The 16,914-nt window shown below is 67.0% G+C and carries 9 protein-coding genes and 1 pseudogene; all 10 read right to left on the bottom strand.

Features of this window, described 5'->3' with window-relative positions:
- Positions 1-125: 125 nt before the first annotated feature.
- The gene (locus tag NUT86_RS32885; protein WP_274738927.1) at positions 126-1,220 is read right to left on the bottom strand and encodes an IS110 family transposase; all 1,095 of its coding nucleotides are present in this window, start codon (positions 1,218-1,220) and stop codon (positions 126-128) included.
- Positions 1,221-3,012: 1,792 nt separating this feature from the next.
- Positions 3,013-3,335, bottom strand: a pseudogene (locus NUT86_RS32875) (transposase); the annotation flags it as partial.
- Positions 3,336-3,611: 276 nt separating this feature from the next.
- A complete protein-coding gene (locus tag NUT86_RS40730) occupies positions 3,612-3,761 on the bottom strand; it encodes a DUF7196 family protein (RefSeq protein WP_446750796.1) in 150 nt (49 codons plus the stop codon).
- A gap of 852 nt (positions 3,762-4,613) precedes the next feature.
- Positions 4,614-6,128 carry an ice-binding family protein gene (locus NUT86_RS32870; protein WP_274738923.1) on the bottom strand — a complete coding sequence of 505 codons (1,515 nt, stop codon included), beginning with the start codon at positions 6,126-6,128 and terminating at the stop codon, positions 4,614-4,616.
- Positions 6,129-7,990: 1,862 nt separating this feature from the next.
- A complete protein-coding gene (locus tag NUT86_RS32865; RefSeq protein WP_274738921.1) occupies positions 7,991-8,581 on the bottom strand; it encodes a DUF5994 family protein in 591 nt (196 codons plus the stop codon).
- A gap of 289 nt (positions 8,582-8,870) precedes the next feature.
- Positions 8,871-9,287: a YjbQ family protein gene (locus NUT86_RS32860; RefSeq protein WP_274738919.1), complete on the bottom strand. Its 417-nt coding sequence runs from the start codon at positions 9,285-9,287 to the stop codon at positions 8,871-8,873.
- A gap of 104 nt (positions 9,288-9,391) precedes the next feature.
- Positions 9,392-9,664 (bottom strand): hypothetical protein, encoded by a 273-nt coding sequence (locus NUT86_RS32855; protein ID WP_274738917.1) that lies wholly within the window; start codon positions 9,662-9,664, stop codon positions 9,392-9,394.
- A 904-nt stretch (positions 9,665-10,568) separates the two neighbouring features.
- A complete protein-coding gene (locus NUT86_RS32850) occupies positions 10,569-11,663 on the bottom strand; it encodes an IS110 family transposase (RefSeq protein WP_274738915.1) in 1,095 nt (364 codons plus the stop codon).
- Between the two features lie 1,222 nt (positions 11,664-12,885).
- Positions 12,886-14,697: a UvrD-helicase domain-containing protein gene (locus tag NUT86_RS32845; protein WP_274738913.1), complete on the bottom strand. Its 1,812-nt coding sequence runs from the start codon at positions 14,695-14,697 to the stop codon at positions 12,886-12,888.
- Positions 14,694-16,778: an ATP-dependent nuclease gene (locus tag NUT86_RS32840; protein WP_274738911.1), complete on the bottom strand. Its 2,085-nt coding sequence runs from the start codon at positions 16,776-16,778 to the stop codon at positions 14,694-14,696. The genes NUT86_RS32845 and NUT86_RS32840 overlap by 4 nt, the downstream gene beginning before the upstream one ends.
- Positions 16,779-16,914: the final 136 nt, after the last annotated feature.

Here is a 16,914-nt window from a genome sequence, read left to right as displayed (position 1 = left end):
AGCACACGGAGCGCAGCGCCTTGGTGCTGTCTGGTCGGCATGTGGGCAAGGACGGCGAGGGTGCATGCGACCACTGGCGCGGGGGATCTCGCAAGCGCTCGTCCTGGTGCGAACGATCGGCTGGCTTAAGCCACTTCGCGGGGCCCGATGCCAGAGCGGACCAGGTTGAACACTTCTCGGGCGGCATAGCGTTTGAGACAGCGGATGATCTCGCGCCGGGTCTTGCCCTCCACGATGCGCCGCTCATAGTAGTTGCGGGTACGCGCATCGAAGCGGAGCCGTGACTGCACGATCCGATACAGGGCAGCGTTGGCCTGCCGGTCGCCACCGCGGTTGAGCCGGTGGCGACGCTGACGACCGGAGGAGTGCTCGACGGGGCTGACCCCGCAAAGCGCCGCGAACGACGCCTCACTGCACAGGCGTTCTGGGTTGTCCCCCATCGTGATCAGCAAGGTGGCGGCACTATCCGGCCCGATCCCCACCGGGACAAGTAACTGCGGAAAGTGACGCTCCACCAGCCCAGTAAGACGCCGCTCCAGGTCACGAATCTGCCCGGTCAGCTGATCGATCCGCTGGGCCAACAGACACAGGGCGATACGGGTGGCCTGCCCGACGGCATCCTTCTCGCCGTCGTCATCGTCACGATCGTCGAACTGCGCGCAAGTCCTGACCAAGGCTGGATTCTTCAGACCAGCCAGCTGCTCGCGCAGATCCGGATCGGCGGTGACCATGATCGCCTTGAGCTGATTGATCGCCTGTGTGCGGGCCTTGACAGCAGAGTCCTTGGCCAGTTTGAACAGTCGGGCGCACTGCACCGGCCCATCGCCGGCCTTGGCCTGGGAGCGAGCACGGCCACTAAGCACCGCCCGGGCCGCCTCCTGCGCATCCACCGGGTCCGACTTCCCCCGCCGTCGACGAACCGAGCGATCAGCCCGGTTCACCTCGAACACCTCGACCCGATGAGCCAGCAAGTAGCGGGAGAGGGCAGCTCCGTAGCTTCCGGACCCTTCCACCCCGGCCCTGCGCACCGTACCCAGCCGGCTGGCCCACTCCCAGAGTTCGCAATAGCCCCCCGTCGTGGCAGGAAAGGGCGCGGTGTCCATGACCGCCCCTAGCGTGGAGAGCACGGCGGCCACATGAACATCCCGGTGCGTGTCCACACCAAGGACCACCTCGTCCACAACAGAAGGACGTTTTCTAGGACTTGGGACACTCACCATGGTGCACCTCCTGCTGTCTGAGCCTGTCGGCCCTCGCCACCAGGCCGTCGAGGCGGTCAGCAGTGAGACAGTGCCCAGTTCACGGGCACGACTCGCCTCGGGACACGCCTCAGCAGCCCGGCATCAGTAAACCCCGCACTGGTGATCGACGAAGGACAGGCCGGACACCCAGGTCCGATTTCTCACGAGCCAGAGACCAGCGCGCGGGTACATCAACAGGTATACCCAGGGCCCACGACTTGCGATCACTCGGAGCGCAGTGCTCTTTCAAAGCGTGGTGATTCTCCGCGTTCGCGGAGCGGACGAGGGCCTGTGGCGCCGCGTGAAGCTGGTCCCCGGAGCATCTCCGCGTGCGCGGAGCGGACGGGGGCGATACAGGTAAGGCTCTCATCTGGTTCGGAGCATCTCCGCGTTCGCGGAGCGGACCTCACCGAGCAGGAATGGGTCGCCATGTACCGCGGAGCATCTCCACGTTCGTGGAGCGGACTTGAGCTGCTTGGTGTAGTCGGCGAGGGTCGCGGGAGCATCTCCGCCTTCGCGGAGCGGACCGGACGTCGACGACGTTCTCGACCACACCGGCCGGAGCATCTCCGCGTACGCGGAGATGCTCCGGCGTCGTACACGTCGACGCGGGATCCGCCGTAGTCCGCTCCGCGTAAGCGGAGATGATCCTGTGCCAGGAGTCTCATCCCGTAGATGGAGCCTTCTGCTCCGCGTACGCGGAGATGTTCCCTGGCGACCTGAATCGGGGCTCCTCCCCGTGGGGTCCACTCGGCGTACGCGGAGATGCTCCCCCAGGGGCCGACCAGTCGCACGTCCGGCTGAAGCTCCGCGCACGCGGAGATGTTCCGCCCTTGCCGATGACGGACGCGATGGAGCCCTTGCCTGCTCCGCGTACATGGAGATGGTCCGCAGTACGTGCTTGCACGTGGCGACGTCGCTCTGGCCTCTCCGCAAGGCGAAGGTAGGCCGATTCTTAGCGTGGCCGGCGAGTTGGGGTTGAGCGGCTCTCCGCACAAGGGGCAGATAGACGCCGGCTACTTCGAAGCGAAGCAACATAGCGCGGGATCGCCGGTTAGCCAAACCGGCGATCCCGCGGATCATTAATAGCTCACCACAACTTGACCACGCAACGAGAGGCATCGCCGAGACGCCCATCAATGCAACTTGCTCCACATCACTCAGCCCTACGTAGCCGCGTACCCCATGGAACAAGTACCGTGCACGCTCCCGATCCCACGAGAATCGCATCTGCATTCCCTAATCGGCCGCGCCGCGAAGAACAGCAGAGCATCACTTCTTCCCAGGGTCCCCAGGAATGAGGTCGACCTTGCATTGGATTGGCCAACGTCGACCGCAGTACCCGATAAGAGCCCAAGTTGGGGCAGCTTCAAACCGTACCGACGATGCGTAAGCAGCACTATTCTTGCACCGGAGAATCACGAAATGCACGAACAGCCCAACGAGGTTCAGGGCGCCCGGTATAGCCCTACGAACATCCGCGCCACCTGGGACGGAACGGGTAGCGTGGAGGACGCTTCCAGGGCGTTGGGCTTCTCGCGTGCGAAGGGGTACGACCTGGCTCGTCGCGGGGAGTTCCCATGCCGTGTGCTGCGTATCGGCCGTAGCACACGTGTCGTCACCGCGTCCCTGCTCCGCGTGCTCGAAAGTGGAGAGCCGGAGTACAACAGCGCCCGAGCCTGACACTGCGCCGTCATAGCCCGCCGCGCGCAGAGGCCCCGCCGGAGCGTTCCGGCGGGGCCTCTTGTCTCAGCTGCCCCTATGACGAAGGTCATGATGGTGAGGGCCTGACCAGGTTGAAGACCTCTCGGGCCACGTAGCGTTTGAGGCATCGGACGATCTCGCGCCGGGTCTTGCCCTCCTTGGCGCGGCGCTCGTAGTAGTCACGTGTGCGTGGGTCGAAGCGCAACCGGGCCTGCTTGATCCGGTGCAGGGCAGCGTTAGCCTGCCGGTCGCCGCCGCGGTTGAGCCGACGGTAATGATGGCGCCCGAGGAGCGCTCGACGGGGCTGACTCCGCACAGCGCGGCGAGGGTGACGGCCGTGTCTGGGCCGATGCCCACCGGGGCGAGGAGCTTCGGGGCGTGGCGTTCCACGAGCCGGGCCTATGCGGTCACAGCACTGCCGTCCGTTATCAGGAGGCGGGAAGAAGCCGACACGTCTGCAGGTGGGCACAACGGGCGCTGCTGGGAGTATGCCGATTGCCTGCGCGAAGGGCCGTGCCGCTCGAAGGCGGTGAACATCCGGCGGACCAGCGGGCCCACACGCCGCCACGAGCGCAAGCCTGAGCACTTCATTGGTGCGACGTGTTTCGGCGGTGCCCGCGGCTGCAAGGCTGAGGGGGCGCTGACCACCAGGCAGGCGTCACTGCATCACGATAGTGATCGCCCAGTGCCACCTGCTCGTTGATTTGCAGCCTCGGCTTCCTGGTAGGTGACGTATTGACGGAATGTGCCGTCGGGCAGGTTCAATTGGTAGCCGGTGACGGTCTGAGGAGTTCCCCCGCCGCAATTGCATGGCATGGCTGCGATCCTTTCGGGTTTCTTCTTCAGCGCCGGATCGTGGCCGGAATCATCTGGGGCTCCGAGGCTCCATGGAGTGCGTCTGACCGGGAGGCGCCGCGCAACGGACAGGTATGGAGGGGCTGGTCAGTCCAGCCACCGTGAAGCGAGTCCCGCCAGGTAGGAGAGTGTGAGAGCAGTCGCCGGCGCCTGGAACCATGGAGAGCCTCCCAAGCAGGAGGCGTACAAGGCTGTGGCGGTGGTGATCCAGATGCTCGTGCATCATCCGCAGCTGACCAGACATGCGGCCCGGAAGTCGTCACCGAAGTGATCGCCAATCCACGATCTGACCCCGCCGCCAGCGTGTCCTTGGTGATGAAACGGGTGGTGCGACACGCGACGCCGAGGGAGAGAAGGAACGCGGCAAGGCTCATGGAAACTGTCCACTCACTGGCGGGTTCACTACGGGGTGGTGCGGGCTCGGCGGGCGCCTGGGATGTCGCGGAAACCGTCTCACCGGCCACCTGGCGGCGCCACGCCGGGTCCTGGGATGCGAGAGCCGCTCGGCTGTCCCGGGACCGATGGCGGAGGAAAGCACCGGCCCCGGGCCTCACCAATGAGCTGTCCACGCTCCGGCAGCCGGGGGTGTTCCACCCCCGGTCTCTGTCCTGCCGACGTGCGTGGAGCCGGCTGGCCCACCGGTAAGTTTGAGGGGGCTGTCCCCTGTCCTTCCACGACGGGGGACAGCCCTTGAGGGACGGGCCGCTTACCGGACGGCCCTCAGGTCAGGGGCGGCACAGCGTGGATCAGACCTGTGCGCGAGTACCGCCGCAGGACCCTTCACGCCGCCCCGGTCGATCGGGCGCATGCCGGTCACACCGGCGGGAAGCAGGGCCGCAGGGCACCGGTGGCCTGGACCGGGACGCCGCCGACGGTGGCGGTCGCCGTGTAGCTGCTGGCGCTGATCTGAAGGATGGACAGGCCGGCGTTGAGGGTGGCGATGCCGTTGGCGTTGGTCACCGCGGATCCCACCGGCAGGCCGTAGACGAAGAAGTTGACCGTGACGCCCGCTTGCGCCGGCGTGAGGGTGGCCGTCAACGTCGCCGCGAACAGGCTCGGAATCGGGATGGGCAGGTTGACGTGCCAGCAGGCGGGCGCCAAGCTCAGCGGGCCCGTCGCCGGAGTGACGGGGATGGTGAGGGGCGCGGACGCGACGCCGGTGCACGCGCACGCGGTGCCGGCCGCGGTGACCGTGGCAGTGACCGTGGCGGTCCCGGACGTGTTGAAGGTCAGCGTTCCGGTGGCGACACCGGCCGCGTTGGTGGTGGCGGTCACCGGGACCGCACCACCGGTGAAGGTCACCGACCCGCCGACGACCGGCAGACCGTTGCAGGTCACCACAGCGGACACCGGAGTCGGCTGCCCGACCACCACCGGCCCGGCCACCGGCTGGATCACCACCAGGCAGGACGGCTGCGGAGTGACGGTGATGGGGAGGGGCGCGGAGACGACGCCGGTGCACGCACACCCGCTGCCGGCCGCGGTGACGGTGGCAGTGATGGTGGCGGGCCCGGCCGTGTTGAAGGTCAGCGATCCGGTGGCAATGCCCGCCGCGTTGGTGGTGGCGGTCACCGGGACCGCACCACCGGTGAAGGTGACCGAGGCACCCGAGACCGGCAGACCGTTGCAGGTCACCACAGCGGACACCGGAGTCGGCTGCCCGACCACCACCGGCCCGGCCACCGGCTGGATCACCACCTGGCAGGTGGACAGGGGCGGCACGGTGACCGCGTTCGAGTCCAGCGTGACGGCGGCGCCGAGAGCCAGCAGCCGGCCGTCCACGATGGCCCCCGCCGTGGCGGTGATCGAGGTGAAGGCGAGGATGCTGCCCCTGATGGTGGAGCCGGCGCCGAGCGTCGCGGAGCTGCCGACCTGCCAGAAGACGTTGGCGGACTTCGCCTGGTTGATGAGGTTGACGTTGCCGGTGGCTCCGGTGATGAGCGTGGTGGTCGCCTTGAAGATGAAGACGGCGTTGGGGTTGCCCTGAGCGTCCAGGGTCAGTGTCCCGTTGAGGCCGAACGTGCCGGAGAGGGAGTTGTACACGCCGGGGGTCAGGGTGGTCCCGCCGAGTTCCGTCGCGACGGTGCCCGTGACCGGCTGGGAGAGTGCGTTGGCGTACCCAACGAGCAGGTCGGCCTGGGCCTGCGCCGCGGCAGCGTCGTTCACGTGGATGGTTCCGGTGACCGTGCCGGGAGGAAAGCCGGTCACCGCACCGGCGGGGCTCACGCCGAGGTCGCCGGCGACCACGGTGGGACCGGTGTTGGTGACCGCCGTGTTGGCGAGCACCCCGTAGGTGGCGGCGGTACCCAGAGGTACAAATGTTGCCATCGTGGATTTCCCTTCCTAAGGCTTCCGGGGCAGCCCTGATGCCGCCCTGGAACTGTGGGAGAGCGGCGCGCTTGCACCGCTGCGACCGGCGCCTTGGGCACAGGGTGAGCTGTGCCATGTGCTGCGCGCCGGGAGGAACATGAAGGCTTCGGCCGAGCGTGGTGTGCGCACTCGTCACAACTGCCTGAGCACACTCAGGCGTTGGCGCTCGTACCGCTTGCTCCTGGTGACGCCGCACCGGAGCTTGCCTGATGCCGGACCGTCGCCTGTGCCGGACGCAGAGGGGGTCCGGCATCCAGGTCTGATGGAAAGAACAGGGGGAGTCTGGAAACCGGCGGAGCTGTCGCCCGAGTCGGTCGCTTGGGCGTGCTAACGGTCCGTGGAGCCCAGCTTGAGATGAGATCCGCCGAAACCGGTATGGTCGAATTCAGCGGAGTCGGCAGCGTGAGTTGATTTCCACACCCCACGACTCAAAAGCAGTTGCTGCCTTTTCGGCTGAAAACCCTTGCCCATGTTGAGCCCTCGCGATCTAGGTCTGCGTGGATCTAGTTCGGGGCTCCTCAAGGACCGACTGGCAGTCAGATCACAGCTGGGAGGGGCAACTGACCAGCCGTCCAAGGAGCACCCATAGGAAATGCGCTGACCGCTACCGGCCAACCGGCAAAACATGAGCCCCCGAGAGGGATGGGCGACCTCCGGACTCACTATTGCTATTTAAGGCATCACCGGCGGGCCCCGGATAGAGGGAGAACCCAGATGTCGCCCGAATGGCGCAGCGCTTACCCGGGTCCGCTGCCGCCACGGACCATGCGTGGACATCACGCCTCGCCGGCGGAGCGAACTCACAGCCAGCGCAAAAAGCGGGCTGGAACCGTTTGTGCACGGACGCCCCTGGGGGCAGTGGCACTGCTGGACGTTCTGGTGCTGGTGGTGCCAGTGCGTCGCCGCGCGGCGGTGAATGGCGGCGTATCAGGGGGAGTTGCGGTGCGGTCCGCGCCACAGGAACGAACGTCGGAGGTCAGCTGCTGGGTCCCGTCGGTCACCCACTGGCGACCATCTCCTTGCAACCTGATCACCGTCCGACCGCAGTGCCTTTCGTGCGCCCGAGCGACAGCAGATCTCCACGATGTCGATCAACTGCCCGGCACCCCATCACCTCCTGAGAACACTGGGAAACGCCCCCTGAGGTAGTCGACACAGCCCAGACGTGCGTCGGTCTCCGGGTCCGGCGTGACAGGGCACGCGTCGCTACCGGTCCGTGCACGGGCGCGTGGTCACTGTGCGGCCTGGACCAACTAGCCACGAGGAGGGTGGGGGTGCAATTGAGGTCGTGTAGCTGGTCGGCATCGCAGACCACAGAATCCGTCCCGGCTTTCGGCGGCTCGCGCAGCGGCTGCTGCTGCACAGTCACCAGGATGCCCAGAGCGACGGCGCGGGCGACCTCCCTGTGGACCGACCTTCGGCGGCATCTCGACTGGTATGCGCAGAAGGGCCCGGACGGAATGCTGTACGCGGGAGAAGGGCAAGCAGCCCCGTGCGACGGTATCCGGCCTTCTCTCTCGGCCGAGGCGCCAGGGAGGCGGCCGAGATGGCCGAGAGATGGGGGGCGTGAACGGCGGCGAGAGCCGGTCCGACGAGCAGTCGGCCCGGCCCTCGCCGTAGCCGCCCGGGTCTGAGCAACGGAATGGGACCCTTCGTGGGTGCGTCGCGCCAACGCGGCACTGGTTGCATGTTGCGGCGCGCGAACGGCGCACTGTGGGAGACCGTCCGGATAAGAGATCAGCCCCAGGCCGTTGGCCTGGGGCTTTCGCCCGGAGCGGGCTGCGGGACCGACGTCGCGCTCGTGATGACTGACACGACGCTCAGATACCTCTCGTCGCATCTGGTACCTGAGCAATGACTGCTCGGGCGGGGGAACGAGAGGTCGGCAGGCTTGCTCCATGGCCGCCTTCGGAGTCCCAGACCGAGACGAGGGACAGTTCCGTCTCCTCCGCGATCCGGCGTTGCTCCGCTTCGTTCATCAGGGCGCTCGCGGTGAAGGTGCCCAGCGGATCGGCGGCTTCGGTCATGAGCCGGGCGGCGGTGGCAGGACGGGTCTCCGGAGGGATGACGAGCAGGTCCCAACGGCCGACGGTGTAGGAGAGCAGCAGCAGCTTGTGGGGGTCTTGCTCGGCCGTGAACCAGCCGACACCCACCGCATGCCCCGCGACGGGCACCTTCCGTGGGATGACCGGCCAGAAGGTGGGGTTCACCGTGACGTGGGTGATCCGACCCCACAACGGGTCGAGGACGGCCGTCAGTGCGGGAAGCTCCGCCGTGAGGTCACGGGAGCGGGGCCACCACGCACCGTCGAGCAGAGCTGGAGCGGTGCCGACCGGTGCCAACATGAGTCGCAGGGGCAGCGAAGAGGTCCGGTCTTCGACCGCCGGCGTATACGCAATGGTCGTGGTCATGACGCGGACCTTGCCCCAGGCCGATCACACCGGCCCGGTGTCGCGATCGCCGAAAACGACACGAGCGTGGAGGCTGGTGTACGAATTGCCCTCGGTAGTTCCAGCTTACTCCTGGTAAGGCTCACCGAGCCGACCCGGAGCGACGGGATGAACGGCACAGGAGACCTTGGACCAGTCGGCCCGAGAATTGCGAAGAGGCAGCGCCTCCCGTGCGGGCAGCCGGACACTCTCGTGCTACATCGGCTGCCAACGGGGGGCTGTCAGCCGCAGGACCGCGTGGGTCGTCCGGTCAGCCGAGGAAGGACAGCCGGACCTGGCGCTCGGGGCCGTCCCGGTCGGTGTTCACCAGTACGACGGACTGGGAGGCCCCCAGCTCCAGCTCGCCCTCGACCACGGGCAACGTGGCGTGTGGTGGCACCAGAGCCGGGAGCACATGGCCGCTGCCGTGGCCTGGACCACCGTGGCGGTCCCCCCAGCGGTCGTCCGCGGGAAGAACGCCGCGGAGGGCTGCCAGCAGGTCATCGTCACTGCCCGCGCCGGTCTCGATGACGGCCAGGCCGGACGTCGGGTGGAGGGTGAAGACGTTCAGCAGTCCGTTTCGCCCATGAGCGGCCTCCCGGAGGAACGCGGAGCATGCGTTCGTCAGGTCGTGCATGGTCTCAGTGGCGCCGATGGTGATCGTGCGGGTGGTGAAGGTGCCAGCCATGGTTCACCGGTACCCGCCGCGGAGGAACGGCACTAACGGCCGGATGGGTTGTTTCCGGGCCTCCGCTCGCAGCCGAAGGGTTCGGACGCCACCGGAGCGTGGCGTCAACCGTGCTCTTCTTCCTCAGCCTCCATGCGCCGAATGCCCTGGTGCGTCAGCGTGACCATGGCCGGCGTATTGCCCGCGGCCCAGTCGACCGTGATCAGGTCCTCGCCCACCAGATACGTGCAGGCGGCAGCCAGATCCTCTGCCGGGATCGCGAGATCTTGCGCCAGCTTGGCCCCGGTGACACCCAGAAGGCGGTTGCCCTCTGTGGCCTCGTACAGAGCCTGCATGACCTTCTCGCGGTACGCCTTCCGCTCGGCTAGTGATGCCATGACTGCTTCCTCTGGCGAGAACTGCGTCTCGCTCACCGCAGTGCCGGAGGCCTTCTGCGACCCGGCGCGCGGCCTCGGGCGATGCGGCGACGATACCGCCCTCGGCCATCCGCGGCGAGCTACCGACGGGCGGAGAGACGAGCCGGGCCGGCCCACCCCCGGCCTTCCGACTACGGCAAGGACGGGAGCGCCGAAATGTCCCTTCCTGTTCACCGTACTCCGGGCGGCGGTCCACCGAATCCACGCGGGACCAGGCGTTCGTGGGGGCGGGCCGGGCACCGCTTGGGCACCACCCCCTGCCGACGCTGACCCCGTCGCGTTGGACGGCGCACCGACGCCTCGAGGAAGCCGCGGGCGCCCTCCTCGTTGCGGCCCGCGCGCATGCGGGCCGCAACGGTCGTAGACCAATACCCGGAAGGACCGGGCAAGGGCCTCGCGTACAGCGCGCCAGCTGTGACCACCGGTCATCTCCCCGTGGACCAGGACCAGCGGCTCGCCGCGGCCGAAGACGTCGTACGCCAGCACGGCTCCCCGCACATGGGCTCGCGACACGGTTCGGCCAGGGAGCCGCACGGCGGGCTCCCCGCGCGGCCATCCGCCCAAGCCACCGGAGCAACTCATTCTGAAGAACAAGGCAAGTTGGGCATGCGTTTACGGGCGATCTCGATCAACTGGCGTGTACACAAGCCGAGTTCTGCCCTGACCATCCGATGCCGAACGCTCACGGCCCCTCACCCAGGTCCGGTCTTGATGCAACAGTCATGGTCGAACGGCAGAGCCGGAGCACAGCAAGACCGTGCCGAACACCTCACCGGGCCCGTCCCTGAACGCAAGAACCCCCGCCGGCAAGCCGACGGGGGTTCCTCACCTCTCACGCGGTATCACACAGCCCCTATAACGGGGGTCATGGCCGTGTGGGCCTGACCAGGTGGAACACCTCGCGGGCGGCGTAGCGTTTGAGGCATCGGACGATTTCGCGCCGGGTCTTGCCCTCCTTGGTGCGGCGCTCAAAGTAGTCCTGGGTGCGCGGGTCGAAGCGCAGGCGAGTCTGCACGATCCGGTGGAGGGCGGCGTTGGCCTGCCGATCGCCGCCGCGGTTGAGGCGACGGTACTGCCGAGTGCCCGAGGAGCGTTCTACGGGGCTGACCCCACACAGCGCGGCGAAGGACGCCTCACTGCCCAGACGTTCCGGATTGTCCCCCATCGTGATCAGCAGAGTGACGGCCGTGTCCGGGCCGATGCCCACCACAGTGAGCAACTGCGGGGCGTGGCGTTCCGCGAGCATTGCCAGGCGGCGTTCCAGGTCCTGGATCTGCTCGGTAAGCTGCTCGATTCGGTGGGCCAGCAGGCACAGGGTGATGCGGGTAGCATGCAGCACCGCCTCTTCACCGCCCTCGTCGTTCTTGCTGGCGTCGGCGAACCGTGCGCAGGTACGGAAGAGTTCCGGGTTGCCCAGCCCGGCCAGCTCTTCCCGCAGATTCGGGTCGGCGGCGACGAGGACGGCCTTGAGCTGATTGATCGCCTGGGTGCGGGCCTTGACCGCCGACCCTTTGGTGAGTTTGTACATCCGGGCGATCTGCACCGGTCCATCGCCTGACTTGGCCCGGGCGCGAGCCCTCCCGCTCAGCACCGCCCGGGCCGCGTTCTGGGCATCGAGCGGATCCGACTTGCCGCGCTGACGGCGGTCAGTCCGGTCCGGCCGGTTCACGTCGAACACTTCCACGCCCCGGGCCAGCAGGTAGCGGGACAGGGCCGCCCCAAAGGAGCCGGTCCCCTCCACTCCGGCCCGCCGCACCGTGCCCATCCCTCTGGCCCACTTGAGTAGTTCACGGTATCCGGCCGCGGTGGCCGGGAACTCTTCGGTACCGATCACCGCCCCCACCGGAGAGAGCACGGCAGCCACATGAGCATCCCGGTGCGTGTCCACTCCAAGGACCACCTCCCCCGTGGGCCGACGTCGGCGAGTACGCGGAGTTAAGGACGTATCTGTCACGTTCATTCACCTTCCGACCCGATGGCACATCGCGTAGCCGGCACCGGACCGCGCGGGCAGTCAGAACTGTGACAACGCCTATTTGGTCGGCAGGCCCCTATCGAGACACACCTGGCCGGCCCGGCGCCGGCAACGCACCACCCCCCGCCAACGGTCGGCACAGCGTGAGTAAGACACCGCGGTCAGAGTTCTCATGAGCCAGACCCCGGCCCGGGACAGCACCCATCAATCCTCCCGGTACTCACTGCGTCCCGCCCAAGCCCGCCGAACATTCTTTACCCCAGCTCAAGGAACACCCTGAATCTGACTCTGGCCGACCACAACGGATCGCAAAGGTCCACATCACGATCAGTCCTCAGGATTCACCAACGGCGTCGTCGACTGACAGCGCCTTGACACCGACCACCGGACGAGGATCAACCCGCGCCCACGGTCAGCGGCCTACTGCGGGCGGCCGACGGAACCGGCGCGCCCCGCGCCAAGCGTGGGAGGCGGCTCGCGCCGGGAGCGCTCCGACACATGGTCATCGACCACCTCCAGCACACCCCGACGAGTCATTCACCGCCGTCCGGATCATCCGCATCATTGATAAGTCCTCAGGCGCCATCGCCAACGCCCTCAGCAGGCTCGTCAGTCTGAGAGTCGCCGAGCAGGTCAGCGGCCGGCCGCGCAGGTTCCGCTCGCCGACTCGGCCGTGAATAGCACCTGATAGCCGCCCGCCCACACCGGTCCGGGCGTGCCCCTCACACCATGCGCAGCGCGCCCGGCCCCCCTCGCTCCACCCACGCCGCGACGCCCACCTCGTCTTCGCTCCCGATGAGAAGCGGGTACCAGCGCGATACCGGGCCGCTAAGAAGTCACGTGGCAGGAGCACAAGGGGATGCCGGTAGCCAGCGCACCACGCTGTCCGTCACCGAAGGCACCGACTCTTGCGGCCGCCGAGCGCTCAGGCAGCGAGAAGTCGAATTCGAGGAGCCTTAGTCGAATGAAGGCGTGAATTTCAAAGTGGGGTGCCGTCGGCAAGACAACGGTGATCGCGGATGGCGGCTACCGGGGCAGCTGCCGGTCCGGCCCATGCTCTGCTGGTGGCCTGCACTCCTCCGTAATCTTCGGCGGCCGGGGGCTACCCGCGGTCGCCATGAAGCGATCACATCCGGGCGAACAGCAACCCGGGGTATCCCTTGTTGGGGTCGCCCCGGGGGTCCGTCCTGCCTGCCTTGTCCCCTCATTAGCCACCCACCACCGTATCCTCGTCGAACCGCAGCGATGTGATCCGCGACTCGCCCACCCACTCCCTGAGGGTGTCCAGTGCAGCGGGCTCAAGTTTCGTGGTGAAGAGGAGGGCCAGGTGCTCTCTGGCCCGTGAGCATGCCACGTAGAAGAGGTTGCGTGCCCTGATGAACGCCTCCAGTTCCTTGTCCGTCAGATCTTCGCGCCGGGAGAAGTTGGCCAGCATCTCGGGGATCTGGAAGCGGGAGTGTCCCTTGCTGACCACGGCGAGGACCCGGTTGAACTCCAGTCCCTTGACTCCGTGTTGTGTGGCGAAGGGCGTGCCGCCGCCGAGGTGCTCGTTCAACGCCAGCAGCTCCGCGTACGGCACCTGGCGCAGTTGTTGGTACTCCTTCGACCGCGCCTCCGCCCGGGCTTCGGCCTTGCCGTCACTCACAGCCTGCGGGCCGGTACCGGATGGTGATACGGCCTTCCGGTGACGCTCGCGCACCTTCCCCAGTCCGTCGAAGAGCTGCTGCTCAAGACAGAGGTCGAGGACGTCGCCGACCGTGCCCGTCTCGCGGGCCTCCCCCAGTCTCGTCAGGAACGCCATCCATTCCTGCTTGTCGGCTGGCGAGTTGATGGGTGAACGGCCACGGGGGTCGAGTGCGTTGAACATCGCGCCGTAGCGCTTGTTCCGGTGGTGGAGCAGGGCCGGTTCCAGCGTGTCCATGAAGAAGGACATAGCGTGGTCCTCCTTCCTCACATAGGAATCGTTACGCCGAAAGGCGCCGTGGAGCTTCTGATATCCCAGTTCGCCGGCGATCGTCTCGTGCGTGAGCATGAGGATCTTCGTGCTGGGGTCCTCCGCCCGCGCCTGGGCTTCGTGACCGGATGCCCCGGTGCTCCAGAACCGGTCGCGAACGTCGTCCAGTACCCATTTCCGGGCCGCGTGGGCCGCGTCCCAGCCGAGCTGCCCCTTCCGGTGGTGGGTGAGCCTTGTCCCGGCCCATTCGTTGGTGTGATAGACGGCGACGGTGCCCTCGCCAACTCCTGACGCCGTGGTCTGCGTCAGTTCAGGACGCATCGTGTTCAGGAGGTTCACGACGGCGCGCTGTGAGCGCCGATTGCGCCGTCTGAAGACCGGTGTCGGGCGGGCGTCCTCGAGTTCCCCGCACGCGTTGTCGTAGATCTGCTGCCAGTGGTCGCCGAAGAAGCCGCAGAGGGGGCCACGCGCGGTTGCCTCATCGCCCGGCGTGCCCAGCATGGCCTCTGCCAGGCCGGCGGGGGTGTCCTGGTACTCGTCCACGAAGACGATCGGGAAGCGGTCGGTAGCCAGGGCCCGAAACTTGGGAAGGGCGAAGAACGCCCTCGCGAGGACGGGAAGATCGTTGTGACCCAGCTGCACGCGACGGGTGTCGTGGTCCACGTTCTGGAAGCCGGTGCTGTACTCGACGGTGTAACCGTCCAGCGAGGTATAGCCCTCCATCTTCGACAGCATGATGTCCAGCTCGACGATGTGGAGCAACAGGTGCTTACGGAAGGGGGAGAGCAGTTGCCACAGGAAGCCATGGATGGTTTCGGCAAAGACGTACGGGCTGCGGTCGGTACGGCTGATGATCTCGTCGCGGGCCACATTGGTGTACGTGAGGCAGGCGACGCGCTGGTGGGTCCGCGGGAGGTAGCGGGCGCGGTCAGCCAGGATGCTCTGGAGCGCCTCGATCAGTGAGCTGGTCTTGCCCGCACCGGCACCGGCCTCCACCTTGAAGTGACGGCCTGCCTGGAGAGCCGTGAGGATCGTGCGCGTGACGTCGTCCGCCTCGGTCGTCACTGGACGTCCGCCTTCGTCGCCGTCCCGTCCTGTGCCATCAGCCACTCGAGACCGCGCCTGATGTACTTCGGGACCTGCCAGTCGTGGTCTCCGAGGACGTGGTCGAGGGCGAAGTCGACCTTGCTGAGCCTGGTATCCACGCTACTACGGGCCTGTTGCTCCAGTTCCTCGGCTGGAGCGTCACCCCTGGGGAGACCGAACAGGGCCCGGTTGGCCAGCGCGAAGGCGTCCTCGAAAGTGCGGCCGCACGGACCACCGGGCTCCTCCGGCACCTGGTAGGCGAGACACATGTTGCCGCCGGCGATCGGCGGGTCTGTCTCAGCCCGCTGCAGCAGCTCGGCCACCGTGACGTCCGCCATCTCGGGGCACCACGCCCTGATGGACTGGTTGGACGTGCGTCCTGCCTCGGACACCAGGCATTTGCGGATCTTGGGCTCCCGGTCGTCGACGGGATCGAGGTCCGTGATGATCAGGGCCGGGATCCCGAGGATCTTGAGCAGCGGATAGAACCTGTGGGCATACGCCCCTCCCACCTCCATCAGGGTCACGTACTGGTGCTGGCGCGGCTCTCCGAGCCTCGTCGCCACCAGCCTCTCCTCCGCAGCCGGGACGAAGATACGCTCGCTGGCGCCCTCGACGAGGATGGCCTTGTCCGCGAAGTAAAGGTCGGCCCGGGTGAGGGTCAGGTACTTGCGGAGGAACCTCTCGTCGCCGGTCACCTGGGAAAGGTCCTTGATGACAGTGCGGGCCGGCCCCGGCTCGCCTCCGCTCTCCACGGCGTCCTCTTCCTTCCGGAAGTACCGGATGTCGGAGAAGTGTCCACGGTTGGCCACGTGCGCTGAGTGAGTGGTCACCACGAACTGAGCGTTCCACCGGGTGCTGCTGCCGATTGCGGTGCAGCTCTCCTCGACCGCTCCCGCCTGCCCGAGCATGCTCGCTCTCATCTCCGCGTCAATCTGGGGAAACAGACCGTCGGAGTCCGTGAGTTGCTGGACGAACGCCTCCTGCATCTGCGGATGCAGATGGGCCTCCGGTTCCTCCAGGAAGACGAGATGGATCCCCGACTCCGGAGAGGTCGCCGTGTGGTCGCGATAGCAGGTGAAGAGCCTGAGCAGAATCATCACCAGGTTCCGCGTGCCGAGGCCGCTGTACGACTCCGGGAACCGCACGCCGGCCACTCCGGGATAGTGAATGCGTGCGAAGTTCCTGAGCAGCCTCTTGGAGTCCAGCCGGGCGGCCGTGACGAACTCCTGGTTGCCCAGGCCCGGATAGCCGAAGGCTTCCAACGCCGGCGCCACCCGTTCGCGGACCTGCTGGAGGCCGCTGTCGAGACTGCCAGAGGTGTCCACGAGCATCTTGTCGATGCTCGTGGCGAGCTCCTCCAGCCACGTCGCGTTCTGGCTCTGCTCCGCTGCGGTCAGCAGTTGCTCGAAGACCGCTCCGATCGGCGCGGCATGCCCCTCGCCTTCGTCGTCCAGCCCTCGCTGCGCCTCGACGAAGTCCACCCTCACCAGGGTTCGCACGTCCGCGAGGTCGACCGGTCGGACGTTCGCCTCATCGGTCGGGTCGACCGCCATCACCGACGTCTCGAAGTGCTTCGGGATGCCTCTGCCCAGCTGCTCAAGCGTGACCGTGGCATCCGGCCCCACTGCCACGCCGCCGAAGAACTCCTTCAGGGCGCCGTCCCCCAACGCATAGGCGAACTTGATCACTACCTCGGAGCAGTCGGGGTCGAGGTCCACCACGAAAGGGGCCAGGGGGCCGTACTGGCCGCATTCCTTGTCGTAAGCGATGTGAAGGGTGAGGGTGACTGCCGGAACCGTGTCACGCGCCTGCTCCGCCTCACCCGAGACGAAGAGGCGATGAGCAGCGAGGAACTCCTCGTAGCAGTCGGCGGAGAAGTCCTCAATGTGCAGCGTGGTCTTCTTCCTCGCCACGAAGAATGCGAACAGTTTCGCCAGCGAGGTCTTTCCCGTGTTGTTACGGCCGACGCACAGCGTCACCTTGTCGGCAAAGGAGAGGTCGGTTCTGCGGAGCAGCCGGAAGTTGCGGATGACCGCCTTGGTGAGCCGGGGCGGCATCGGGACTACGGTCCCATGTGGTTCGGCGGAGCCGTCTCGCGGGCACGGAATGGCAGGCGGCTCACTGAGCTGGGTCATCGCGGCTCCCTTGCTGCGCTCGTACACACCCTGGGACCTTGGGGGGAACGCACAGCAA

The organism is Streptomyces sp. G7(2002) (assembly GCF_028870195.1).
Lineage (GTDB): Bacteria > Actinomycetota > Actinomycetes > Streptomycetales > Streptomycetaceae > Streptomyces > Streptomyces nigrescens.
The sequence above is the reverse complement of the archived record's forward strand: the minus strand, read 5'-3'. Positions and strand labels throughout refer to the sequence as shown.